This window comes from Nocardia albiluteola, from assembly GCF_018860155.1.
Lineage (GTDB): Bacteria > Actinomycetota > Actinomycetes > Mycobacteriales > Mycobacteriaceae > Nocardia > Nocardia albiluteola.
Map to the genome: position 1 here is coordinate 60,638 of NZ_JAHKNI010000016.1, position 23,717 is coordinate 84,354.

A 23,717-nucleotide genomic window follows, 5' to 3' on the forward strand; every position below is an offset into this window, starting at 1 on the left:
CGGGCCTCGATTCAGCCGGCCCGCTCCGCTCGGTCGCGCAGGATCCGCGCGGATACCTCGTCGGCCGGTAGGAAGGCCTCGAGGTGGAGTTCGGCGAGGGTGATGTCGGTGGCCGTGGCGAAGGAGGTCAGGGTGGTGATCAGGCGCAATTCGCCTGCCTCGCTGTGCAATCGGAGCGGCACCGCGAATCCGAGATAGCCGGGGCCCGGATCGGATTGCGGCAGATAGGATTCCAGCTCGGCGATGAACTCCTCGAGTTCGGGGTCGGGGCTGATCCGGACCCGGTTGCGCAGGGCTTCGGTGACGTGGCGGCCCCATTCGGCGAGATTGGCTATGCGCGGGGCGAGGCCGTCGGGATGTAGCGCCAGGCGGCGCACATTGATCGGCGCGCGAAGCAGTTCGGGTGCACAGCCCTCGGTGAACAGGTTGAAGGCCGCATTGGCGTCGATCATGATGCTGTGCCGGTCCACCACGAGGGCCGGATAGGGCATGTGGCCCTCCAGGATCGCGCGCAGCGCGGTGCGGACCGGCGCCAATTGTGGTGTGTCCATGCCGGATTCGCCGAATATCGGCGCGTAGCCCGCCGACAGCAGCAGCGCGTTGCGCTCGCGCAGCGACAGCCCCAGCGATTCGGCCAGCCGCACCACCATCGCCCGGCCCGGCTGGGAACGGCCCTGTTCGAGGTAGCTCAGATAGCGCTGGCTGGTGTCGGCGCGCAAGGCGAGATCGAGCTGACTCAACCGCCGCATGCCGCGCCAGCGGCGCAATTCGCGGGCGAAGGCGGGCTCGGCCAGGGTTGTCGTCATGGTTCCATCGTCAACGCCGCGGGCGAGCCGCGCCATTCCCCGCAGGGAATCGCGCGGCGGCACCGGCCTCGGCACACTCGACGCCATGAACGACGAACTCACCGACAACACCGTGAAAGAACTGGCCGACCGCTATGTGGCCATGTGGAACGAGCCCGATCCCGACCGACGGCGTGCGCTGGTCCGCGAGGTCTGGTCGGTCGACGCGCACCAGGTCGTGGTCAATCCGCCCGAGCCGATCCGCGATGCCGCCCGCAACCACGGGATCGTCCCCCCGGCCCTCGAGGTCCACGGCTACGACGCGATGGACGAGCGGGTGACCCGCGCCTTCGAGATGTTCGTCGAGCCGGGCGAATACGTCTTCGAATTGGACGGTGCCGCCGCAGCGCAGGCCGGGGGAGCCGTGACACTCACCTGGGTCATGCGCACCCGGGCCGACGGTGCGGTGGCGGGCTCCGGCTTCGACGTGTTCACCCTCGACGCCGACCACCGCATTCGCACGGACCACCAGTTCGTGGCGTAACCCGCCCGGGCAGAACGGGTGCCGCGAGTACCGTCGAGGCATGGTGAATCCCGCTTTCCAGCATCGCGTGGTGACTACCTTCCAGCGGTATATCGGTAATCCGATGCTGCGCCGCTCGCCCGCGCAAACGCTGCTCGAGACGACCGGCCGGGTCAGCGGGCAGCCCAGGCAGACCCCGATCGGCGGCGCCCGCGTCGGGAACTCGTTCTGGCTCGTCTCGGAATTCGGCGAGCGATCCCAGTACATTCGCAATATCCAGGCCGACAACCGGGTGCGGCTGCGGCTGCGCGGGCAGTGGCATTCCGGGACCGCACATCTGCTGCCCGAGGACGATGCGCGGGCGCGGCTGCGCACCCTGCCGCGCTACAACAGCGCGGCGGTCCGGGCCGTCGGCACCGACCTGCTGACGGTGCGGGTCGACCTGGACTAGCGGGTGCGGACGGATCACGGTCTGAACAAGATCCGCGTCAGACCTCCCAGCCTGCAACGATCTTGGTAACGTGCCTGGTGAATGGGCTTTCGAACCAGCAGTGCAACTGGTGAACGAAAGGTTCCGGCTATGGCATCACCGAACGAGGCACCACAGGGCGGTGAGAGCGACACCGCCCGGAACGTAGCCGTAGCCACGGTGGCCGTTGCCATCGTCGGCGTCGCGATTCTGGTCGGGGTGCTGTTGAACCGGTCGAACAAGGATGTGCAACCCGCGGACTCCTCGACGCCGGCGGCCGCGACCACCCGCAATCCCTATGCCGCCGTCCCGGTCGCCACGGCCGGCGCCACCCAGCCCCATGCGGAGGGCGACGACTGCTCGCACGATCACGTTGCCATGCGCTGGCAGCGACGCGAGGACAAGTGGGTGTGCGCGGCACCCGGGCTGGTCAGCGCCGACCACCGAGTCGGTGACGACTGCTCGCACGACGGTCTCCTCGCGCACTGGGTGATCGGCGCCGGACCGGCGTGGGCCTGCGCAACGATCCCGGCTCCGGACGCGGGTGCCGCCGCGCCGCCGCAACCCGCGCCGCAGCCGGTGGAGGCACCCGCCCCAGTGCCGCACCGTCCACCGCCGGTCGCCGAACGACCTGCCCCGCCGCCGGTGGCCGAACGCCCCGCCCCGCCGCCGGAAGCCGAACGCCCCGCCCCGCCGCCGGAAGCCGAACGCCCCGCGCCTGCCCCGGTGCCCCAGCCTCCGCCACCGCCGCCGCCGGTATTCCAGCTCCCCCCGATCCAGCTGCCCCCGATCTTCCCGCTGCCGCCCGCGCCGCGACGGTAATCGCGCAGGCCCGCGCTACAGAGGTCACCGCGGGCCTCCGCGTCGCCGAGGTAACCCGAGAGCCCACGCCACCGGCTCGGTAGGGTGCAGGAATGCCCCGCGACCTCGCCGACCTGCCGTACGCTCGCTTTCTCGAAGCGTTCGACAGCGTGGTCGAGCCCGACTGCGAGTACGAGAGCGTGCACCTGGACGGCCTCAGCATCGAGGCGCCGGACGCCCGCGGCGCGCGCTTTACCGAATCGGCGTTCACCACGGTCGATTTCACCGGCGGCGCGATGAGATACGGCCGGTTCGATGACGTCTGGTTGCGCGCGGTCCGATTCATCGGGACCAATCTGGGCCAATCCGGCTGGCTGAACTCCGAATTCGTCGAGTGCGCCCTGTCCGGCGTCGAGGCCGTCGGCGTGCAGCTGCGCCGAATCCGTTTCGAGGGGTGCAAATTCGATTCGGTGAACCTACGCAACGCGGCCCTGCAGGACGTGACGTTCGCCGACTGCGTGCTGCGTGACACCGATTTCGCCGAGGCCACTCTGCGCCGCGTCAGCTTCCCGGGAACCCGCCTGGACGGCATCACGCTGCACGGTTCGAAGCTGCAGGATGTCGACCTGCGCGGCGCGACCACCCTGGACCTGACCGCCGGGATCGACGCGCTGAAGGACGCGACCATCAGCACCCCGCAACTGCTGGACCTCGCGCCGGCCTTCGCCCGCGCGGCGGGAATTATCGTGCGCGACAACTGAAGCCGTTAGGCGTGCGCGGTCTTGTCGCCGTCCACGACCAGCTGCGCGCCGGTGAGGTAGGTGTAGTCCGGCGAGGCCAGAGCCAGGCTGAACTCCCGCCGGTTCCCGCGCTCGAATCCGGTGGGCCGCTGGCGGATTCGGCCGGATCAGGCCGGAGCGGGCTCGGGGGTCCGCGGCCGGACGGTGGCGAAGCCCGGGAGCCACCGGTTGACCAGTGGGATCAGCAGATGGATGAGGGGGCCGATGCCGAATGCGTAGACGACGGTGCCGACACCGACACTGCCGCCGAGTAGCCAGCCGGTGAGCAGCACGGTCGCCTCGATCGAGGTGCGGATCGGCCACACCGACCAGCCGGTGCGGGCGACGAGGCCAGTCATCAGTCCATCGCGCGGGCCGGGGCCCATTCCCGCGCCGATGTACAGCACGGTGGCGACGGCATTGAGGAGCACCGCCGCGGCCATCGCCCCGATCTGCAGGCCCAGGTTGTGCGGGTGCGGTAGCCAGCGCAGGCCGTTGTCCACCGCGACCGCGATCACCACCACATTGCTCACCGTGCCCAGTCCGGGCTTCTGCCGCAGCGGAATCCAGGCCAGCAGCACGGCGATTCCGGTCAGGGCCGTCACCGTCCCGAAGCTGACCGGCACATGCCGGGCGACGCCCTGATGGAACACGTCCCACGGATCCAGGCCGAGCCCGGCGCGGATCATCACGGCCATCGAGAAGCCGTACAGCCAGAGTCCGGCGTAGAGGGCGAGCAATCGGCGAAACAGCATAGCGGCAATCATGCGGCATCGCTGGACCTTTGAAACAGATCCAATCGGAGACCACTGGACTCTCATTGGCTGACGAGTTCCGCTCGTCATTAATTCGGATGACCGGGTGGAGGAGACCGGCTACCGTGGCCGTATGCGGAATCGCCTGAGCACATCCTGGTGGCTGCCCTGAGGGCGGCGCCGATTTCCGCGTGATCATTCACCCCGCGGCCGCCCGAGTCGGGCGGCCGTTTTCGCATCTGCGACACCGTGGCGTCCGGCCGAGCGGCATACTCTCGAAAGGACTCCCATCATGTCTCGGCGCATCACCGGACTCACTCCCTCGGGGGAGCTGCATCTGGGCAACTACTTCGGTGCGATCAAACCCCTTGTCGACCATCAGGTTCCGGGGAAAACCATCACCTTCGTCTCCGACCTGCACGCGCTGACGCTCGATCACGACCCAGCCCAGGTGCGCAGGCGAACAATGGAATTCGCCACGATGCTGCTGGCGGCCGGGGTCGATCCCGAGCGCACGGTGCTGTTCGTGCAGTCCCACGTCGCCGGGCACGCCGAACTGCACTACCTGCTCGAATCCGCCACCGGATACGGCGAGGTGCGGCGGATGATCCAGTTCCGGGAGAAATCCCGCAACCGCCGGCACACCCGGGTGTCGCTGCTGACCTATCCGGTTCTGATGGCCGCGGACATTCTGCTCTACGACGCGCTGGAGGTGCCGGTGGGCGAGGACCAGCGCCAGCACGTCGAACTGGCTCGCGATATCGCCGAGCGCTTCAATGCCGCATACGGCCCGGTGTTCACCCCGCCCCGCATGGTCAATCCGCCGGTCGCGGCGCGCATCATGGATCTGACCAGGCCCACCGCGAAGATGAGCAAATCGGTCTCGGCCGCCGGGTCGCTGCGGCTGCTGGACCCGCCGGAGGTGTTGCGCCACACCGTGATGCGTGCGGTGACCGATGCCGGTGACACGGTCGAGTACGACCCCGCCTACCGTCCCGGCCTGGCGAATCTGCTGACCATCCTGGCCGCGTGCACCGGCGAGGATCCGGCCCGCCTCGCCGGGACCTTCCGCGGCTACCGGCAGCTGAAGGAGGCCGTTGCCGATGCCGTTGTCGCCGTGGTCGAACCGATTCAGCGCCGGTACGCAGCGCTCGGCGAGGATCCCGATCAGGTACGGAAGATCCTGCGGGACGGTGCGATCCGTGCGGGGGAGATCGCGCGCGGCAGAGTGGACGAGGCGAAACGAGCGATCGGGCTGCTTTCGGCTTGAAGCGGTGCGTCCCTGTCTGTTTCGAGGCGAGGTGTCGGCCGTTCAGAGCCCGGAAATGCCCGCCAGCTGGCCGATCCCGTCGGTGACGGCCATGGCGACCGCGCCGCCGACCACCACCCGCATGATCGCGCGGCGCGGGTTGCTGCCGCCGAGGCGAGCGCTGGTCCAGCCGGTCAGCGCCAGGGCGATCAGCACCGCGCCGAAGGTGACCGGGATCCGCCACGACACCGGGGGCAGCAGGATCGCCAGCAGCGGAAGCAGCGCGCCGGCGGTGAACAAGATCGCGGAGGAGATCGCCGCCTGCCAGGGGCTGGTCAGCTCGGTGGGGTCCAGGCCCAGCTCCGCCTCGGCGTGCGCGGTGAACGCGTCGTGGGCGGTGAGCTCCCGCGCGACCTGGCGGGCGGTCTCGGGGGACAGGCCCTTGCCCTCGTAGATCTGGGTCAGCTCGGCGAGCTCGAAGTCGGGTTCCTCGGCGAGTTCACGGCGCTCCTTGGACAGCAGGGCCCGCTCGGTGTCGCGCTGGGCGCTGACCGAGATGTATTCACCGGCCGCCATCGAGATCGCACCGGCGGACAGGCCCGCGATGCCCGCGGTCAGGATCGCCGAGCTGCTGGTCGTCGCGGCCGCGACGCCGACGACCAGGCCCGCGACCGAGACGATGCCGTCATTCGCGCCGAGCACCCCGGCCCGCAGCCAGTTCAGTCGCGACGTCATTCCGTCGCCGTGGGGTTCGTGCGGATGCGTTCCGGTCTCGGAGTTCTCGTCCACGATGAGCAGGGTAAACCCGATCTGCGCGGAGGTCCGGTATCCCATTGTTTCCGCCAGGGGTGCGGTTCGTGTCACCCGGGTGGGATACCGCTGCGGTGTGGTGCGGCTGTTGCGCCGATCGACCGCGCGGTAGAGATCGGTAATTACCCTGAGGCGCCGGAGGCGATCTCGTCAGTAGCATCCGAAGGGTGGCGAATCCTCTTCTCACGCGAGTCATGTCCACCGTTGCCGGTCAGCTCGGGAATCCGCACGGTCCGCTGGGACGGGTGGTGGGCACGGTCCTCAATCGTGGCAACCGGTTCCTGATCGACGCGAGTATCGATGCTGCCGAGGTCGCGTCGGGCGCGGCCGCCGCCGATGTGGGATTTGGTGGCGGCGTGGGGTTGTCGGTGCTGCTCGAGCGGGTCGGCGCCGAGGGCACCGTGCACGCGGTGGAGCTGTCCCGGGAGATGCTGGCGGGGGCCAGGTCCCGGTTCACCCGGGAAATCGGACAGGGACGGTTGCGGGTGCTGGAGGGCTCGCTGACCGAGCTGCCGCTCGCCGATGCGAGCCTGGACTCGGTAATCACCGTCAACACAGTGTATTTCGTGCCCGAGCTGGATCGGGCCTGCGCGGAGCTGGCGCGGGTGCTGCGGCCCGCGGGGCGGGTGGTGATCGGCATCGGCGACCCGGACGGCATGGAGAAAATGCCGTTCACGGCCCACGGGTTCCGGTTGCGCCCGACCGCCGAACTGACCGCCGCGCTCGAACGGGCCGGGCTCACCGTCGAGCACCGAGTCGTGGAGAGGAAGCCGCTCCCCGGACATCTGCTCATTGGCAGCCGGGCCTGACCTCCGATCGAGCTGACCGGACTGCTCCGCTGCACGACTCCCCGCTCCGGTGTCCAACCCGTCACCTGTGCAAAATTTTTCGCCTCGCCGTCCAGCGACACTCGACCAGTGGTCGGCTCCGCGTGGCCCGCTCTATCGTCCCTGGGCGGTCGCCGAATCCATCTCTTGTGCAAGCGCATCGGTGAAGGCATCGACATCCTCCGGGGAGGTATCGAAGGCACACATCCAGCGGACCTCGCCGGTGCTCTCGTCCCAGATGTGGAACGCGAAGCGCTTGCGCAGGCGTTCGGTGACTTCCGATGGCAGCACGGCGAATACGGCGTTGGACTGGACGGACCGGGTGATGCGCACACCCTCGATCCTCTCGGCTGCCGCGGCCAGTCGCGCCGCCATGGCATTGGCGTGCACCGCATTTCGCCGCCAGAGATCGCCCGCGAGGAGCGCCTCGAATTGCGCGGAGACGAACCGCATCTTGGACGCCAGCTGCGTGGAGGACATACGCAGGTACTCGATGTCGCGGATCCGGTCCGCGTCCGGCACGACCACCGACTCGGCCAGCATCAGGCCGTTCTTGGTGCCGCCGAACGAGACGATGTCCACGCCCGCGTCGGTTGTCAGCTCGCCCAGCCCGGCGCCCAGATACGCTGCGGCATTGCACAATCGGGCGCCGTCGAGGTGGACCAGCATGCCCCGCTCGTGGGCATGGTCGCACAGTGTGCGAATCTCCTCGACCGAATAGCAGGTACCCAGCTCGGTGCTCTGGGTGATCGAGACGGCCAGGGGCTGGGCCCGGTGCTCGTTGCCGCGCCCCCACGCCTGCCGGTCGACGAGCTCGGGAGTCAGTTTGCCGTCCGGCGTGGCGACGGGATAGATCTTGATCCCGCCCACCTTCTCCGCGGCCCCGCACTCGTCGCCGTTGACGTGCGCCGACTCGGCCGTGATCACCGCGCCCCACCGGGGCAGCACCGCCTGCAGCGCAACGACATTGGACCCCGTGCCGGTGCAGACCGGATAGAGCCGGGCACGCTCGCCGAAGTGGCGGGCGACGATGTGCTGCAGGCCCGTCGTGTAATCGTCCGCGCCGTAGGCCGGCTGGTGACCGCCGTTGGCCAGGGCCAGCGCCTCGAGCACCTCGGGGTGCACTCCGGCCCAGTTGTCGCTGGCGAAATTGCGCACGTCCGGATCGTGTTTGCGCATCGCATCGGTCAACGGAAGGTCCTTTCGTCCACGCCGGTCGTGGGTCGGTGCCGCCCGCACGGCCATGGGCGTTCCGGCGAGTCCGGCCCACGATCGGGCGTGTTGTCGGCGATCACCTCGGTGAGGGTACGCGCGTTGACCGGTCGAAAATGCACCCGCCGGGCACGTCGAGATGTGGTGTGGGCGGCCGCGGCGTCATCGGGATGTGGTTCAGGCGGTCGGCTGCGCGGTCGGACGCGGCACTGTCGTCCCGATCTCGGCCGAGGCCCGGACGGCATCGAGCAGGCGGTGCACGTGCACGCCGTGGGCGAAGTCCGGCACGGTGGTGGTGCCCGAGCGGATGTCCTGTGCGAGTGCCGCATAGAGTCTCGCGACGTTGCCGGCCTCGATGTCGAGGGGCGTGCTCGCGAGCGGATCCCGGTCCGGGAGCTCGGCCCAGGCGCCGCCGTCGCGGGCGCCCAGCAGCCGCAACTCGCTCATCTGCAGCCCGCCCGGGCCGTTCTCCCCGGACACGATCGCCAGATCACCGGCGGTGCCGCTGATTTCGATCCTGGTACGGCCGTCGGTGACCTTGGCGTCGTGGAGATGGACCGACACCGGGACGCCGCCGCGCGTGAATGCGCTGAGCAGCAGCTGGTCCGGGCTGGTGACCTCGATGCCCGCGCCGGTCTCCGCCACGACCGCGCGCGGATGCCGGATCGCCAGGCGCGCCGAGACGTCGGCGAACTCGCCGACGAGGTATTCGACCGCGTCCAGCGTGTGCCCGCCACCGATGTCGACCATGCCCGCGCCGCTGCGGTGATCCAGCGTGTAGGCCGCCCACGCCGGTACCGTCCCGCCCGCGCGCAGCCCGCGAGCGGAATAGACGGTCGCTGAAATCAGCTGTCCGACATAGCCTTCCGATATCAGCTGCCGGGCGCGCACGATCGCGGGCGCATAGCGGGCCTGCAGGCCGACGGCGTGATGCACCGTCGTGGCCGCGGCGAGCTCGGCCAGTTCCGCCGCCGCCGCGGTATGCCCCGTGAGCGGCCACTCGCAGTAGATGTGCTTGCCCGCCGCCAGCGCCGAGCGGATCGGTTCCGCATGTGCCGGCGCCTTGATGGTGACGGCCACCAGATCGACGTCGGGTTCCTCGGCCAGCGCCCGCGGGTCGGTATAGGCGTGCTCGGCGCCGAAGAGACGGGCCGCCTCCCGCGCGCTCTCGGGGCGGCTGGTGGCGACGGCGGTGATCCGGAAGTCCGGAAGTGCCTGCAGCGCAGGAATATGCGCGCGTACCGCCCAGCCGCGGTCGGGGCTGGCGCCGATGATGCCCACTCGGATGGGGTCCATGCCCGGTTCCTCTCATAAACGGACTGTGCAAGTCCGTTTATACCTAAGCGGACTCGATGAGTCCACTTTGATAGGATGGTTGCCGTGCCCACCGCCGTGGATCGGCTGCTCGCCGACGAATCCGCCGCCGCGCCGCGCGCGGATGCCCGGCGCAACCTGGAACGCCTGGTCGCCGCCGCGCGCTCGGCCCTGGCGCAGGTCGGAGTCGAGGTCACCGCGCAGGAGATCGCCGAACGCGCCGGAGTCGGCAAGGGCACCTTCTACCGCCGGGTGCCCTCCCTCGAGCTGCTGCTGCAGGCGGTGCTGGCCGAGGTGCTGGAGGAGATCCTCGCCCTGGGCGACCGCGCCCTCACCGATGTGGACCCGTGGCACGGTTTTACCGAATTCGCCTCGGCCTACGTCCGATTGCGCGCCGAGAGCTGCGGGGTGAACGATGCCCTGGGCGGCACGGGATTCCCCGGGCTCGACGGTGTACTCGCCGAAATCCGCACGCGGCTGCGGCATCTGGTCGAGGGCGCGCAGCGCGCGGGCGCGCTGCGCGGCGACATCGCCTGGCAGGACGTGGCTTTCCTGCTCGCGGGGGCCGCCACGGACGCGAACACCATCGGTTTGCGCGCCGCGCCCGACCAGTGGTCACGCAACCTCGCGGTCGTGCTCGACGGGCTTCGCACACGCTGATCCCGTCGGGCCCGAGAGGGGGGAGCGGCTGCCGGTCATCATCGGACGGCCTGGGAAAGCTCGGTTGCTCGAGAACTCGTGCGGGCGGCCGGGCTTCGCCGATGGATGCGGTCGTGTTGGCCTCGGCGGCCGCGCTTGTGGCCGGGCGTCCGCACGCGGCCGGGCTTGGCGGGAGGTAACCCAGGTCAGGGACGCTCGTAGAACCCGTCCGTGCGGGCACGGGCATGCGAGACCGCCGCGCTCATCACGTCGCGGGGCTTGGCCCCGGCGGGGGACTTGCCGTTCACCGTGGTCAGTGGCTCGGTCAGGGCGAAGAGCTGGAAGGCGTAGCGGTGCGGGCCGTGGCTCTTGACCGGGGCCGGGCCGGTGTAGCCGCTGCCCCAGCCCGAGCGCAGCAGTTCCACGCCCGGCGCCGGATTCGTGGCGGTGAGGCCACCGCGGGGGAGCGCGGTGAGGGCGGGGTCCAGCAGGGCGAGAGCGTGTACGAACGGCAGGCCCATGGGTGCGTCCGGATCCTCGACGACCAGCAGGAGCTGTGCGGTGCCCTCCGGCGGGGTGGACCAGGCCAACGCGGGCGAGAGATCCTGGCCGCCGATCCGTTTCGAGGCATGCCGCGGGTCCAAAGTCGTCTCGTGCCCGAAGTCGGGGCTGGTGAGCTCGAAACTCGCTCCGCCGCGCAGGTTTTCCAGCTCCCAGGCGAGGTTGTGGTCACCGGCCCTGCGGTTCTTCAGCAGCTTTCCGATGATGGCCATGAAGGATTCTCCCTTGATGTCGTAAAGGTCAGAGCTTGCGTGCGGCGGCAGGTGACAGCAGCGGCTGTGCGAACCGCAGGATCTCCTGCGCGGCATCGAAATCCGTGGAGGTGTGGGTGTTCGGACCGTCTTCCCATTCGGGCGGAGTGGGCTTGCCCGGCCAGGTGTGCCCGCCGCCGAACACGGTCCAGTCCGCGACCCGGGCACCGCCCACGCCGCCCTCGACGGTGTGACGGCTCGATCCCTCGGTGGTGATCGTCGTGCCCTCGCCCGCGCATCGGTCGATGTCGCGCCAGTGCGCGGCGGTCTCCGCCAAGCCCAGTGTCTGTCCGCGTAATTCGCCGTCGGGACCCCGGTGCCGCGAGAAGCCGCCGGTGATCGGCACCGCTTCGTCGGCCGTGCCGTTGATGAGCAGCGCCGAGACCGCATGGGTGGGCTCGTGCCCGCGCAGCGCCACCGGCAGGCCACCGGCCACCGCCGCGACAACCGGTACCAGCTCGCTCAATTCGTGCCCCGCCAGGTGCGCCATGAATGCGCCGTTGGAAATGCCCGCGGCGACGGTCTGCTCTCGTTCGGTGCCGTATTGTGCTGCGCACCAGTCGATCAGGGCTCGCAGGAAGGCGATGTCGTCGACCCCGTCCGCGTCCGCGACGGTGACTCCCCGCCCGTCCGCCCAGCAGCCTTCGTGGCCGTCGGGGTAGACCACGGCCACGCCGTAGGCGTCGGCGAATTCGCTGAAGCGCATCCAGGAGTCCATCAGCGGTCCGGCCACCGGCGGCCGCTGCGGCATCTCCGACATGTTGCCGTGCAGCGCCACGATCAACGGCGCCCCGCTGTGCCGCGGCGGCCGCACGCTGAACGTGCGCGCCCGTCCGTCCACGGTCAGTTCGCCGGTCTTCAGGTCCTCGGCCATCGGTATCCCCTCTCGTCAGCTGGACTGCACAGTTCAACTGCGCAGTCTTACTGTACTTTAGGGAGTTATGACCGATCGCACAAACGAACCCGTGGGCCTGGCGGAGGATCTGCAGCAGTTGGTCGGCGTCCTGGTCCGGCGCATGCGCACCGCGTCGCCGGCTCGCGAGCTCTCGCTGACCCAGGTCTCGATCCTCAAGCGCCTGGACCGCGAGGGCCCCGCCACCGTCGCCGATCTGGCCCGCGCCGACAAGATTCGCCACCAGTCCGCGGCCACCGCGGTCGCTACCCTCGTAGACCGCGGTCTGCTCCACAAGTCCCCCGACAAACACGATCTACGCCGCAAACTCCTGCACCTCACCCCGGAGGGCCACCGCATCCTGGCCGAACGCCGCGAAGCGGGCCACGAACACCTCGCCGACCTCCTCGCCGAGCGCTTCACCACCGCCGAACGCGCCCACATCGCCGGATCGCTGGTTTTGCTGCGGCGGTTGCTGGACTGAACCGTCCCTGGCGACGTTGGTGGTTGCCTCAACTTCGCCGCGGGCGTGTCGTCGCATCCGTGTGCCCAACGCGCCGCCGATCCTGCGAGATCGCCGTCGGCGCACCGGGTACGCTCGTGCCATGGTGATGCGATCGACGGCACCGATGGTGTACGCCTTCGTCGTGTCACTGTGGACCGCGTGGGCGGCCGCGCTGCTGATGGTGGCGGGTGAGCCCAATTCGCTGCTGGCCGTGGGCGCCGCGGTCCTGCTGACACTGACGGTTGCGGCTTCGCATCCCACCGGGATGCGGTTGCTGCGGGTCGTCGCGCGGACCGGTCCGCCGGTCTCGGCGCAGCGGCGGCGGCGCGGATCCTTTCTGCGCCAGAGCAATCCGGACACCGCGGGGCGCGCGCGGCCCAGGGCGCCGGGACACGCCGGCTGATCGTGCCCCGTCGCGGTCGGCCTCCTCGCTGACCCGTTCACCCATCGGCCCGTTCGCGGGTACCTCGCAGTGAGGTCTTGTCCCATGCTCGATGTTGTCTACTACCCTCTCTCAGCGGTGCTGTGGTTGTGGCACAGCGCATTCACCGCCGTGCTCGGCGCCGCCAGCGGCCTGGCCTGGGCGCTTGCGATCGTCCTGTTCGTCCTGACGCTGCGGGCGGCGCTGTTCAAACCCTTTGTGGCGTATGTCCGTTTCCAGCGGACGATGTCCGTGCTGCGGCCCAAGATGAAGGAGCTGCAGGCCCGGCACGCCGACGATCGCGAGCGGCTCACCGCCGAGATGCGGGCGCTGCAGAAACAGCACGAGTTCAGCGTGTTCAGCGGCTGCCTGCCCATCGTCGCGCAGATGGTGGTGTTCCTGGGGCTGTTTCATGTGCTCGCCTCGTTCGACCGCACCGGTTCCGGATCCCTGGTGGTGCGGCTGCTGGGGCATCCGCCGCGGATGAGTGCGGCCCAGAACGCCGCCACCGCCAACTACCTGTTCTCGCCCGCGCAGGTGCAGTCGTACGTGCACGGGCAGCTGTTCACCGCACCCCTCTCGGCGACCCTGCTGACCTCGGGCGCCGGGTGGGTTTCGGTTGCCGCGGTGGCGATTCCGCTGGTGGTCCTCGGCGCGGTGTGCACGCATCTGACCGCTCGCGCCTCGGTGACGCGCCAGACCGAATTCACCCCGCAGACCCGGCTGATCAACCTGATGACGATGTGGCTGTTTCCGGTCTTCACGCTCGCCGCGGGCCTGGTGATGCCTGTCGGCATCCTGGTGTACTTCGCCACCAGCAACGCCTGGACATATCTGCAGCAGCTGATGGTGCACAGGCGGTTGGGCCCGGTCGGTGGGGAACCGGCATCGGCCGCCACCGATGCCGGACCCTCGGACTCCGCGCCGCCCGGGCTGCCGGAACGCTCTGTGCAATAGCGCGATTCGCGCCGCCCCGCCCCGGTGGTGTTCCCGTTCTACCCCACGGAGCCCGATGCCTGCGGTAACGCCGCGGAGGCGCCCTCAGCGTGGTTCGCCCGGGCGGGCAGATCCACCGCCGCGCCCGGGCCCTCGGGGTGGGCGATCACGACCATCGCAACGAGCAGAATCTGTTCGAGCTCCACCCTGTTCGCCGCCATCCGGGCGATGATGCCGAAGCGGCGTTCGGGACCCTGCGGCGGGATCAGGACCTCGCGGCGCCCCCGCGTGGCCACGAACATCTGCCAGCGGGAGTCGAACCGCGTCGGCCAGCCGTCGCGCACGGCCCGGTACACCTCGAGATCGAGATCGTGGTGACGGGATGGGTCGATCATCAGATCGGCGATGCGTTCCTCGGCCCGTTCGAGCAGGGCCTGGCCCTGCATCGGCACATATCGAGCCTGCAGCGCGATCCGCCGCCGGTACTCCTCGACCGGGCCGCGCAGTAGATCCCGGTGACGCTGCGCCTCGGCGGTCAACTCGAAACTGCCATCGGACGTCGACGAGCGGAGCTCGGACATGAACACGCCTTTCCTAGGGTTGCGGATTACCTTGTGGTGCAACCTGACCGGCGTCCGATGCCCCCAGTATGCCGCAGGGGTACGACAAGTTTCGCCGCCGCCCGCACCTGCGCGATGCGGACACCGGCGCAGCTCCGCGATCGGGGCTGTGCGATCGCGGCATCCGATCATGGATGCGAGCTAACTGCGCCGACAGAGTATATCGAACATGCGTTCGAATTCCTACGATTCCGGTCGGCGGACTCGCGCGATGCGTGCCCGGGGGTGGACGATGCGCTGCGACCGCCGGGATACGCCGCCAACCCACGGGGATCACGGGTGATGTGATCTCCGCATCAGGTCACTCGGCCGCGTCGGTGATCTCGGGCTCGAGTGTCCGGGGCCGGTGGGACCCCCAGCCCGCCTCCGCCTCCGCGCGCATGCGTTCGACCATGTGCGGGTAGTGCAGCTCGAAGGCCGGTCGCTCCGAACGAATTCGGGGTAGCTCGTAGAAGTTGTGGCGCGGTGGCGGGCAGGAGGTGGCCCACTCGAGGGAGTTCCCGCTGCCCCACGGATCGTCGATGTCGACGACCTGGCCGTAGCGATAGCTGCGGAAGACGTTCCACACGAACGTGATCATCGAGAAGCCCAGGATGAACGACCCGATGGTGGAAATCGTATTGAGCGTGGTGAATCCGTCGGTCGGCAGGTAGTCCGCGTAGCGGCGCGGCATGCCCTCCGCGCCCAGCCAATGCTGCACCAGGAAGGTGGTGTGGAAGCCGACGAAGGTGGACCAGAAGTGCAGCTTGCCGAGTCGTTCGTCCAGGAATCGCCCGGTCATCTTCGGGAACCAGAAGTAGATGCCCGCGAAGGTGGCGAACACGATGGTGCCGAAGAGCACGTAATGGAAGTGCGCGACAACGAAATACGTATCCGAGACGTGGAAGTCCAGCGGCGGGCTGGCCAGGATGACCCCCGACAGGCCGCCGAACAGGAATGTGGTCAGGAATCCGATGGACCACAGCATGGGCGTCTCGAACGTCAATTGGCCCTTCCACATGGTGCCCACCCAGTTGAAGAACTTCACCCCCGTCGGCACCGCGATCAGGAAGGTCATCACCGAGAAGTACGGCAGCAGAACCGCTCCCGTGGCAAACATGTGGTGCGCCCACACCGCCACCGACAGCGCGCCGATCGACAGCGTCGCGTACACCAGTGTGGTGTAACCGAATACCGGTTTGCGGCTGAACACCGGAATGATCTCGGTGATGATCCCGAAGAACGGCAGCGCGACGATATACACCTCGGGATGGCCGAAGAACCAGAACAGATGCTGGAATTCGATCGCCCCGCCGTTGGCCGGGTCGTAGATGTGGCCGCCCAGGTGCCGGTCCACCTCCAGGCCCATCAGCGCCGCGGTCAGGATCGGAAAGGCCAGTAGCACAAGCACGCTCGTGACCAGAATGTTCCAGGTGAAGATCGGCATCCGGAACATCGTCATGCCCGGGCAGCGCAGGCAGACGATGGTGGTGATCATGTTGACCCCGCCCAGAATCGTCCCGACGCCCGACAGCGCCACGCCCATGATCCACAGGTCACCCCCGACGTCGGGGGAGTGCGTGCCCGCGCTCAGCGGCACATAGGCCGTCCAGCCGAAATCGGCTGCGCCGCCGGGGCTGATGAATCCGGCCGTCGCGATCGTCGCACCGAACAGATACAGCCAGTAGCTCAGCGCGTTCAGGCGCGGGAAGGCCACGTCGGGGGCGCCGATCTGCAGTGGCAGTACGCAATTGGCGAACCCGAAGACGATCGGGGTCGCATAGAACAGCAGCATGATCGTGCCGTGCATGGTGAACAGCTGGTTGTACTGCTCCGGCGACAGGAACTGCAGCCCCGGCCGCGCCAGCTCGGCCCGCATCAGCAGCGCCATGAGCCCGCCGATCAGGAAGAACGAGACCGACGTGACGATATACATGACCCCGAGCAGCTTCGGGTCGGTGGTGGTGACGATATTCCAGATGTAGGAACCCTTAGGGGCGACCCGCCTGGGATACGGCCTCACGGCGTCGATCTCGGCGGCGCCCGGAGCCGGTACTGTAGCCACAGATCCTCCTCGCGCCCACCCGCCTTCGAGTGTGGCACCGCGGGAAGATCGTTTGGCCGGAACCGATCAGTGATCGGCCCGCTGCGGGCGCGTCAGGAAATGCCGGCGGTGAGCTCGCGCATGCTGCGCACCACCAGCGGGGTGGGGGATCCCGCGATGTCGTCGTCGGCCCACTCCTCGAGCGCGACGCGGATCGCCCCGGCCGCCGCCGCCGCGGTCAGGCGCCGCCGCAGGGAGTCGGCTTCGGGTGCACGCTCGGTCAATATGTCCAACAGGGCCCGCTCGCCGTTCAGATTGACCCGGTGCCAGACCGCGCGCAGGGCTGGATCCTCGCGCATCGCGCGGAGCAGGCCGCGCGTAATCTCCAGTTCGTGGCCGTCATCCTCGGGGGTCATCGCACGCGCCGCGGCGGCCTCCAACTCCGCGGGCGTCGGCAGCTGAGCCGGTCCCGCGGCGAGCCTGTCCAGCCAGCGGGACGCGCCCATCGAAAGCAGCGGTTCCACGGCATCCTCTTTAGTGCGGCAGTACCGGTAGAAGGTGCGCAGGCCGACCCCGGATTCGCCGGCGATCCGCTCCGCGGTGACCGCGGCGGTGCCGTGCTCGGCGAACAGGCGCGCGGCGGTGCGGGCGATCTCCAGACGGGTCTGTGCCTTGCGCCGCTGCGCGAGCGTCGGGCGGGGCGTGTGCGCGCCCGGCGTGGCCATCATCGGGCACCTCCTTCTCCGGCGCTATCGTACCCGGTCTTGCCATAGTGGCACGGCGTGCCACATCGGCGTAATGTGTCAGTTGACAGCTATTTCACCTGGTAAAGGAGAGTTTCACCATGGAGCGTTTCGCGAATCGTCGTGTACTCATCACCGGCGCGGGCTCCGGCATAGGCCGCGCCACCGTGCATCGGATCCTGTCCGAGGGCGGCACCGTCGTGGGCGCCGACGTCAACGAGGCGGGCCTGGCCGAGACCGCCAAGCAGGCCGCAGAGAAGGGCGCCGCCGACCGCCTGACCACCCTGACGATCGACATCTCCGACGAGGCCTCGGTGCAGGCCGGCGTCGGATCGGCCGTATCCACCCTCGGCGGCCTGGACGTCCTGGTCAACGCCGCGGGCATCCTGCGCTCCGCGCACACCCACGAGATGCCGCTCGCCGACTGGAACCGCATCATCACCACCAACCTGACCGGCACCTTCCTGATGATTCGCGAGTCGTTGCCCGCGCTGCTCGAGTCGGGTCACGGCGTCATCGTGAACTTCGCCTCCACGTCGACCTTCTTCGCGCACCCGTACATGTCGGCCTACGCCGCGTCCAAGGGCGGCATCATGTCGATGACCCACGCCCTCGCGGCGGAATACGCCAAGCAGGGGCTGCGCGCGGTGGCCGTGGCGCCCGGCTCGATCTCCAGCGACATGACCGACGGCCGCGGCCCCGGCATCCCCGCGGACGCCGACATGAGCCTGTTCATGAAGCTGATCCCCGCCATCGGCCAGGGCTTCGCCTCGCCCGACACCGTCGCCGGCGTGGTCGCGATGCTGGCCTCGGACGACGGCGCCTTTATCACCGGCACCGAGATCCGCATCGACGGCGGCACGCACGCCTGAATTCACCCACCCCGCCGGGCTCCGCAGGCTCCGCCGGCTCACCGTCCCCGCGGATCGCCGCGCCCGGCCGCCGCGGCGGCCGGCGGACCCGAACGGCTCCCGGGTGCGGGAAAGCCGGGACGTAGAGCGGAACGTGTTCTACTGTTTTCGGCATTCGAACCGAGAAGGGAGCCGCGATGGATCTCGTTGCGCTCGAGCAGATCCGTGCGCTCAAGTACCGGTACCTGCAGGCCCTGGACCTGAAAAACTGGGACGCGTTCGCCGAAACGTTCGCCGAGGACGCCACCGGCGATTACGGCTCACCGTCCGGCGGGCGGCCGCTGCAGTTCAGCGGCCGCGACGCCATCGCCGGATACATGCGCACCTCGCTCGAGGCGAACATCATCACCGTCCACGTCTGCACGCATCCGGTCATCGAGGTCGACGGCGAAACCGCCAGCGGCACCTGGTGTCTGGAGGACACCGTGATCGTGCCCGAATTCGACGTCATGATCCGCGGGGCCGCCTACTACCACGACCGGTATCGAATCGTGGACGGCGAGTGGAAGATCGCGCACACCGGCTACCAGCGGATCTACGAGGCGCGAATGTCGCTGAAGGCCACGGAATTCACGCTGTCGGTCAATCCATGGGCCGACCGCGGTCGCTGAGAGTTCCCGCTCCGGTGACGGTCACGGCACCGCCAGCGCGTGATCGCGGCGGACCGCGGAAGGTGTTGCGTCCCACCAGCGTTGACAGCAGCGCGTGAAGGTGGACTGCTCCGACAGGCCCAGCAGCGAGGCGATCTGGCTCATCGGCAGATCGGTCGTGGTCAGGTAGCGGTGCGCCTCGGCGCGGCGCACATTGTCCAGGATCGTCGCGAAGCCGGTGTGCTCGGCGGCCAGCCGGCGCTGCAGGGTTCTCGGATGCAGTGTCAAAATTCTTGCCACGGCGGATATTTCGGGCGCGGTCGTGCCCAGCATCTGCTGAACCGCGGCGCGCACGCGCGGCACGATGGAATCCCCCTCGCCCGCGGACTGCTCGTTGAGAAAGGCGATCGCCAGGCGCGAAAGATGTTCGTCCCCACCGGGCACCGCGCGTGCAGCCAGGCTGCTCGGGACGCGAAGTAGCGCGGCCGGGCGATCGAATCGCACGGGGGCGCCGAAGAATTCCTCGTAGGTCTCGCGCGGGGCCGGCGGGCGATAGGGCAGTTCCACCGAGCGCAGTCCATAGGGCCCGTCGACCAGCAGCAACAGGGTGCGGTGCAGGAATGCCAGGCCCAGGTCGGTGCCCTGGACCGTGACCGCGCGTCCGAGCTCCACGCCGTAGTGCAGCGCGGTGATGGTGCGGTCCCCGTACGGGTCGGGCTCGAGCGTCAGGCTCAGCGCCCGGGCGTGCACGAACAGGTAGCGTGAGGTGCATTCCAGCGCGTCGGCCAGGGTCGGGGAGTTGCGGATGGCCAGTGCGAGCGGGCCGAGCATGCTCAGGTCCTGCCGGGTCGCGATGCGCAGGCCCAGGTCCGGGCAGTTCAGCTCGGCCGCGGCGGTCTCCAGGGTCATCGCCATCAGGTGGTCGGGGACCAGCAGATCGTCGGCGTCCAGCGCGGCGACCGGCAGCCCGGCCCGGGTCGCGAAGTCCTCCGCATTGCCGCCCAGCTCGGCTACCGTGGCGCGAAACCCCCGCAGCCCGGCGGATCTGATCACCGACATGTCGTCCAGAATCAAATACTTGTCGCGCAGAGTCAAGAAGGAGGCCGTGTGGCCCAGCACACTGAGGGTATGGAGCATGTCGACGTCGTCATCGTCGGTGCCGGTCTGTCCGGTATCGGCGCCGCCTATCGGTTGCAGACCGAGCTGCCCGGCAAGAGCTACGCCATCCTCGAGGCCCGCGAGGCGATGGGCGGCACCTGGGATCTGTTCCGGTATCCCGGCATCCGCTCGGACTCGGACATGTTCACCCTCGGCTACCCGTTCAAGCCGTGGCGCGACGCGAAGTCCATCGCCGACGGGCCTTCGATCCTGCGGTACGTCCGGGAAACCGCGGCGCAGTACGGCATCGATTCCCGGATTCGCTACGGCACCAAGGTGATCGCCGCGGAATGGTCCACCGCGGATGCCCGGTGGACGCTGACCCTGCAGCAGGGCGGCGAGACCCGCACGCTCACTTGCGGATTCCTGTACAGCTGTGCGGGCTACTACGACTACGACCAGGGGCATGCGCCGCACTTCCCCGGCGTGGAGAGCTTCGCCGGGACGATGGTGTATCCGCAGTTCTGGCCGGAGGACCTGGACTACGCGGGCAAGAAGGTGGTCGTCATCGGCAGCGGCGCCACCGCGGTCACCCTGGTGCCCGCCATGGCCGAGCAGGCCGAGCGGGTCACCATGCTGCAGCGCTCGCCGACCTGGATCTCGGCGGTGCCCGGCCGCGACAAGTACGCCGACAAGATCCGGGAGCTACTGCCCCCGAACCTGGCCCACCGGGTCATCCGCACCAAGAACATCCTGTTCAACGTCGGTTTCTACCAGTACTGCCGGCGGCGGCCCGAGTCGGCGCGCAGGCTGCTGACCGGCATCGCCGCCCGCATCCTGAAGGACGAGGCCCTGGTGGCCGAGCACTTCACGCCCAGCTACAACCCGTGGGACCAGCGGTTGTGCGCGGTCCCGGACGCCGACTTCTTCAAGGCGATGCGCAAGGGCAAGGCGGATGTGGTCACCGATCACATCGATTCCTTTGTGCCCGAGGGGATTCGGCTGAAGTCCGGCCGCGTGCTCGAGGCCGACGTCGTGGTCTCGGCGACCGGGCTGAAAATGCTTGCGTTCGGCGGCATCTCGCTGACCGTCGACGGTGAACCGGTCGCGCTGCCCGAGCAGTTCGTCTGGCAGGGCGCGATGCTCACCGGCGTGCCGAACTTCGCGGTGTGCATCGGCTACACCAACGCCTCGTGGACGTTGCGCGCCGATCTGAGCTCGCGCCTGGTCTGCAAGGTGCTCGCGCACATGGACCGCCGCGGGCTCGACGCGGTGGTGCCGGAGCCGCGCGGTGAGCTGAACGAGCGCCCCCTGCTGGATCTGAGCTCGGGATACATTCAGCGCTCGATCGGCGATTTCCCGCGTCAGGGCGACCGCACCCCGTGGAAGGTGCGGCAGAACTACATCCTCGACTCGGCCACCACCATGCGCGCCGATCTGGACAAGACCCTGCGCCCGGTAACGAAATCTGCTGCGCTGCAGCGGGTCTGAGGTAGTCGGAGGCCGATGGCAGCGTCGGTACGACGGTCGGGCTACCTGTGATCGCGATGTCTGATTTCCGCCGGTGTGGGCGGCGCTCCTGCGGCAGATTGGTAGTGGGAAACACGACGAGATCTGCGAAGGGACGTGCGATGACCGTGTACACGACGATGGACAGCCCGGTCGGGGAGCTGCTGCTCGCGGGCGAACCGTCCGGGGCTTCGGTGGTGTTGACGGTGGTGTCGATGGCGGGCGGACGGGGCGCCGCGGTGCGGCCGGACTGGGTCCGGCATCCCGGCGCCTTCGCCGAGATCATCGCGCAGCTGCGGGCGTACTTCCGGGGCGAGCTGCACCGGTTCGAGATCGAATACGACGGCGCCGGAAGCGATTTCCAGCAGCGCGTGTGGGATGCGCTGGACGAGATCCCGTACGGCGACACCGTCACCTACGGGCAGATCGCCGCGCGGATCGGTGCGTCCCGTGCCGCGGTGCGGGCGGTGGGTGCGGCGATCGGTGCGAATCCGCTGCTGATCGTTCGGCCCTGTCACCGCGTCATCGGTGCGAACGGGTCGCTGACCGGCTACGCGGGCGGAGTGGAGCGCAAGCGCGAGCTGCTGGAGCTCGAGGGCGCCCGCGTCGCGGTGTGAACAGGGGTCCGGCTGCGGGCCGGACCCATCACCGCGCGATAGTTTTCTCAGCAAGGTTTTAATCAGGTCGCCTTGCCTGTAATGCAGTCTGGATGCAATATAAACGTATGGCTTACACCGCCTCCTCATCAGTGAGGCGGAGTCTCGACCAACCGCGTTGATATTCGTCGTCCGTATCGGTGGCACGCCCATGCTTCGTGTCGTGTGGGTCACCTCGATCCGGTCCACCAGGTGCAGGAGGCACAAGCGATGACCGATCAGGAACTGATTCAGCGGGCCGCCCAGGCCTACGTGTACGGGTTTCCGCTGGTGTTCGACGTGGAGCAGGTCGACAGGTTCGTGCGAACCGGATTGGGCGCCAACCCGCCCACACCCTTCAACACCTTCGGCCACACCCCGGGCCTGGCCAAACCCTCGGATACGTTCGTCACCGTCAACAACGACACGCTGTACTCGATCGCGCAGATCGATCTCGGTGTCGGCCCGATCGTGCTGCGCGTGCCCGCGTCGGACCGCTACTACGTGCTGCAGTTCGTCGACGCCTGGACCAACAACTTCGCCTATATCGGCACGCGCGGCACCGGCAACGACGCGGGGACGTATCTGCTAGTGCCGCCCGGGTGGGCGGGGACCGCGCCCGATGGAACGACTCCGGTGCGCTTCCCCACCCGCGTGGCATCCATCGTCGGGCGTTACGCCGTCGCCGGCCCGCAGGACCTGCCCGCCGCAAAGGCACTCCAGGACGCGCTGACCCTCGAGCCGCTCGAGCCCGGGCGCGTCCCGGCCGGGGTGCCTGAGATCGCCGCCGACGCGAGCGCGGCACTCACCTTCTTCGAGAAGTTCCGCACCTGGTCGCAGGAGTTTCCGCCGGCCGCGCGCGACCTGCCGGTGCAGCGGACGTTCGCCGCGCTCGGGCTGACCGGCGAGGTGCCCGTCGCCGATCTCGCCGAGCCGGTCCGCGCCGCCCTCGGGGCCGGGTACGAGGCGGGCAGGGAGATGCTCGAGCAGTTGGTCCGCGGCAGCGCCGCTGACGTCGTGAACGGCTGGGTGCAGTCCTTCCGCATCTTCGACTACAACCTGGACTTCTTCGAGATCGGCACTCGCGACGAGCCGCAGTGGAAGATGGCGGAGGGACCCGTGCGCTTCGCCACCCGCGCGGCCGCCGCGCTGGGCGGGCTGTGGGGCAACCACGGCTACGAGGCGGCATATTCGCCGATCTACCTCGACGACAAGGGCGAGCAGCTGACCGGCGAGCGCACCTACACGCTGCGCCTGGATCCGATCCCGCCCAATGCCGGATTCTGGTCGCTGACCATGTACGACGTCCCGGACTACTACCTGGTCGAGAATCCGATCGGGCGTTATTCGATCGGCGATCGCACCCCGGGCATCGTGTTCGACACCCACGGCGCGCTCACCGTCACGATCAGCCATACCGAACCGGAAGACCCTGTGGCGCGGGCGAATTGGCTGCCGTGCCCGGCCGGTCCGTTCCGTCCGCTGCTGCGCGTGTACATCCCGGACCCACAGGTCCTGGACGGCCGCTACGTGCCCGCGCCGATCGAGCGCCGCGCCTGAGGCGGCCTCTTCCGCCCGGCCCTCGATCTATCGCCGATCAGAACGCCTCCCTCGCGGACATGTGGGCGAAGTTCCGCACCATGCACGGTCCGCGCCATCTGCTCGACGGCGCGGCGCCCGCGATCGGCTTCCTGATCGGGTACAGCACCGTCGGCCCGAAGCTCGGGATTTTCGTGGCGATCGCGATTGCCCTGGGGCTGGGGGTATTTCGTGTTCTTCGTGGCGATTCCGCGAGGGTGGTGGCGACCTCGGTCGCCTGTTCTCGGCACCGTCGCCCTGTTCTTCGGAAAACCTGCCCT

Annotated in this window: 26 protein-coding genes; 15 read left to right on the top strand and 11 right to left on the bottom strand. The window is 68.8% G+C overall.

Annotated features, from left to right (window positions below):
• Positions 1–11 precede the first annotated feature (11 nt).
• Complete coding sequence (locus KO481_RS35130) at positions 12–806, bottom strand: helix-turn-helix domain-containing protein (protein ID WP_215922821.1); 795 nt, start codon at positions 804–806, stop codon at positions 12–14.
• On the opposite strand from KO481_RS35130, the gene KO481_RS35135 reads away from it, so the two are divergent.
• From KO481_RS35135 to KO481_RS35150, 4 genes are all read left to right on the top strand, one after another.
• Positions 805–1,329, top strand: coding sequence for a hypothetical protein (locus tag KO481_RS35135; protein ID WP_245401974.1), 525 nt, complete (start codon positions 805–807; stop codon positions 1,327–1,329). The two genes, KO481_RS35130 and KO481_RS35135, sit on opposite strands and share 2 nt — an antisense overlap.
• A 40-nt stretch (positions 1,330–1,369) precedes the next feature.
• Complete coding sequence (locus KO481_RS35140; RefSeq protein ID WP_215922822.1) at positions 1,370–1,759, top strand: nitroreductase/quinone reductase family protein; 390 nt, start codon at positions 1,370–1,372, stop codon at positions 1,757–1,759.
• Between the two features lie 129 nt (positions 1,760–1,888).
• Positions 1,889–2,599: a hypothetical protein gene (locus KO481_RS35145; protein ID WP_215922823.1), complete on the top strand. Its 711-nt coding sequence runs from the start codon at positions 1,889–1,891 to the stop codon at positions 2,597–2,599.
• A 92-nt stretch (positions 2,600–2,691) separates the two neighbouring features.
• A complete protein-coding gene (locus tag KO481_RS35150) occupies positions 2,692–3,339 on the top strand; it encodes a pentapeptide repeat-containing protein (protein ID WP_215922824.1) in 648 nt (215 codons plus the stop codon).
• Between the two features lie 146 nt (positions 3,340–3,485).
• Here the strand turns inward: KO481_RS35150 and yczE are convergent, their stop codons facing one another.
• The gene (gene yczE / locus KO481_RS35155) at positions 3,486–4,112 is read right to left on the bottom strand and encodes a membrane protein YczE (protein ID WP_215922825.1); all 627 of its coding nucleotides are present in this window, start codon (positions 4,110–4,112) and stop codon (positions 3,486–3,488) included.
• 292 nt (positions 4,113–4,404) lie between these two features.
• On the opposite strand from yczE, the gene trpS reads away from it, so the two are divergent.
• Positions 4,405–5,382 carry a tryptophan--tRNA ligase gene (trpS, locus tag KO481_RS35160; protein ID WP_215922826.1) on the top strand — a complete coding sequence of 326 codons (978 nt, stop codon included), beginning with the start codon at positions 4,405–4,407 and terminating at the stop codon, positions 5,380–5,382.
• Between the two features lie 42 nt (positions 5,383–5,424).
• On the opposite strand, the gene KO481_RS35165 is transcribed toward trpS, so the two are convergent.
• Positions 5,425–6,096, bottom strand: a complete 672-nt coding sequence (locus KO481_RS35165; RefSeq protein WP_245402004.1) for a VIT1/CCC1 transporter family protein — start codon at positions 6,094–6,096, stop codon at positions 5,425–5,427.
• A 269-nt stretch (positions 6,097–6,365) separates the two neighbouring features.
• Here KO481_RS35165 and KO481_RS35170 point away from each other — a divergent pair, with 269 nt between their 5' ends.
• Entirely contained in the window at positions 6,366–6,980 is a 615-nt protein-coding gene (locus KO481_RS35170) for a class I SAM-dependent methyltransferase (RefSeq protein WP_215922922.1), read from the top strand.
• Between the two features lie 132 nt (positions 6,981–7,112).
• Here the strand turns inward: KO481_RS35170 and KO481_RS35175 are convergent, their stop codons facing one another.
• Together KO481_RS35175 and KO481_RS35180 are read right to left on the bottom strand one after the other, a co-directional pair.
• Positions 7,113–8,177 carry a threonine aldolase family protein gene (locus KO481_RS35175; protein ID WP_215922923.1) on the bottom strand — a complete coding sequence of 355 codons (1,065 nt, stop codon included), beginning with the start codon at positions 8,175–8,177 and terminating at the stop codon, positions 7,113–7,115.
• Between the two features lie 210 nt (positions 8,178–8,387).
• Entirely contained in the window at positions 8,388–9,506 is a 1,119-nt protein-coding gene (locus KO481_RS35180) for a Gfo/Idh/MocA family protein (RefSeq protein ID WP_215922827.1), read from the bottom strand.
• A gap of 84 nt (positions 9,507–9,590) precedes the next feature.
• Here KO481_RS35180 and KO481_RS35185 point away from each other — a divergent pair, with 84 nt between their 5' ends.
• Entirely contained in the window at positions 9,591–10,184 is a 594-nt protein-coding gene (locus KO481_RS35185; RefSeq protein WP_215922828.1) for a TetR/AcrR family transcriptional regulator, read from the top strand.
• Positions 10,185–10,369: 185 nt separating this feature from the next.
• Here the strand turns inward: KO481_RS35185 and KO481_RS35190 are convergent, their stop codons facing one another.
• A complete protein-coding gene (locus tag KO481_RS35190) occupies positions 10,370–10,936 on the bottom strand; it encodes a YbhB/YbcL family Raf kinase inhibitor-like protein (RefSeq protein ID WP_215922829.1) in 567 nt (188 codons plus the stop codon).
• Between the two features lie 28 nt (positions 10,937–10,964).
• Positions 10,965–11,849 carry a CE1 family esterase gene (locus tag KO481_RS35195; RefSeq protein ID WP_215922830.1) on the bottom strand — a complete coding sequence of 295 codons (885 nt, stop codon included), beginning with the start codon at positions 11,847–11,849 and terminating at the stop codon, positions 10,965–10,967.
• Between the two features lie 67 nt (positions 11,850–11,916).
• Here KO481_RS35195 and KO481_RS35200 point away from each other — a divergent pair, with 67 nt between their 5' ends.
• From KO481_RS35200 to yidC, 3 genes are all read left to right on the top strand, one after another.
• Positions 11,917–12,351, top strand: coding sequence for a MarR family winged helix-turn-helix transcriptional regulator (locus tag KO481_RS35200; protein WP_215922831.1), 435 nt, complete (start codon positions 11,917–11,919; stop codon positions 12,349–12,351).
• Positions 12,352–12,472: 121 nt separating this feature from the next.
• Positions 12,473–12,775, top strand: coding sequence for a DUF6412 domain-containing protein (locus tag KO481_RS35205; RefSeq protein ID WP_215922939.1), 303 nt, complete (start codon positions 12,473–12,475; stop codon positions 12,773–12,775).
• An 84-nt stretch (positions 12,776–12,859) separates the two neighbouring features.
• Complete coding sequence (yidC, locus tag KO481_RS35210) at positions 12,860–13,750, top strand: membrane protein insertase YidC (protein WP_215922832.1); 891 nt, start codon at positions 12,860–12,862, stop codon at positions 13,748–13,750.
• Positions 13,751–13,788: 38 nt separating this feature from the next.
• On the opposite strand, the gene KO481_RS35215 is transcribed toward yidC, so the two are convergent.
• The 3 genes from KO481_RS35215 to KO481_RS35225 form a co-directional block, all read right to left on the bottom strand.
• On the bottom strand, positions 13,789–14,310 hold the full coding sequence (locus tag KO481_RS35215; RefSeq protein ID WP_215922833.1) for a hypothetical protein: 522 nt from the start codon (positions 14,308–14,310) through the stop codon (positions 13,789–13,791).
• Positions 14,311–14,650: 340 nt separating this feature from the next.
• Positions 14,651–16,360 (bottom strand): aa3-type cytochrome oxidase subunit I, encoded by a 1,710-nt coding sequence (gene ctaD / locus KO481_RS35220; RefSeq protein ID WP_372452169.1) that lies wholly within the window; start codon positions 16,358–16,360, stop codon positions 14,651–14,653.
• A gap of 125 nt (positions 16,361–16,485) precedes the next feature.
• A complete protein-coding gene (locus KO481_RS35225) occupies positions 16,486–17,100 on the bottom strand; it encodes a TetR/AcrR family transcriptional regulator (protein WP_245401976.1) in 615 nt (204 codons plus the stop codon).
• A gap of 116 nt (positions 17,101–17,216) precedes the next feature.
• Between KO481_RS35225 and KO481_RS35230 the strand changes: the two genes are divergently transcribed.
• On the top strand, positions 17,217–17,987 hold the full coding sequence (locus tag KO481_RS35230) for an SDR family NAD(P)-dependent oxidoreductase (protein ID WP_215922835.1): 771 nt from the start codon (positions 17,217–17,219) through the stop codon (positions 17,985–17,987).
• 176 nt (positions 17,988–18,163) lie between these two features.
• Positions 18,164–18,637, top strand: coding sequence for a nuclear transport factor 2 family protein (locus KO481_RS35235; RefSeq protein WP_215922836.1), 474 nt, complete (start codon positions 18,164–18,166; stop codon positions 18,635–18,637).
• 21 nt (positions 18,638–18,658) lie between these two features.
• Here the strand turns inward: KO481_RS35235 and KO481_RS35240 are convergent, their stop codons facing one another.
• Positions 18,659–19,753: an AraC family transcriptional regulator gene (locus KO481_RS35240; RefSeq protein ID WP_245401977.1), complete on the bottom strand. Its 1,095-nt coding sequence runs from the start codon at positions 19,751–19,753 to the stop codon at positions 18,659–18,661.
• Here KO481_RS35240 and KO481_RS35245 point away from each other — a divergent pair.
• From KO481_RS35245 to KO481_RS35255, 3 genes are all read left to right on the top strand, one after another.
• A complete protein-coding gene (locus KO481_RS35245) occupies positions 19,745–21,205 on the top strand; it encodes a flavin-containing monooxygenase (protein WP_215922926.1) in 1,461 nt (486 codons plus the stop codon). The two genes, KO481_RS35240 and KO481_RS35245, sit on opposite strands and share 9 nt — an antisense overlap.
• A gap of 140 nt (positions 21,206–21,345) precedes the next feature.
• Positions 21,346–21,840 (top strand): methylated-DNA--[protein]-cysteine S-methyltransferase, encoded by a 495-nt coding sequence (locus tag KO481_RS35250; protein ID WP_215922837.1) that lies wholly within the window; start codon positions 21,346–21,348, stop codon positions 21,838–21,840.
• A gap of 249 nt (positions 21,841–22,089) precedes the next feature.
• Positions 22,090–23,418, top strand: coding sequence for a DUF1254 domain-containing protein (locus KO481_RS35255; protein WP_215922838.1), 1,329 nt, complete (start codon positions 22,090–22,092; stop codon positions 23,416–23,418).
• Positions 23,419–23,717 lie beyond the last annotated feature (299 nt).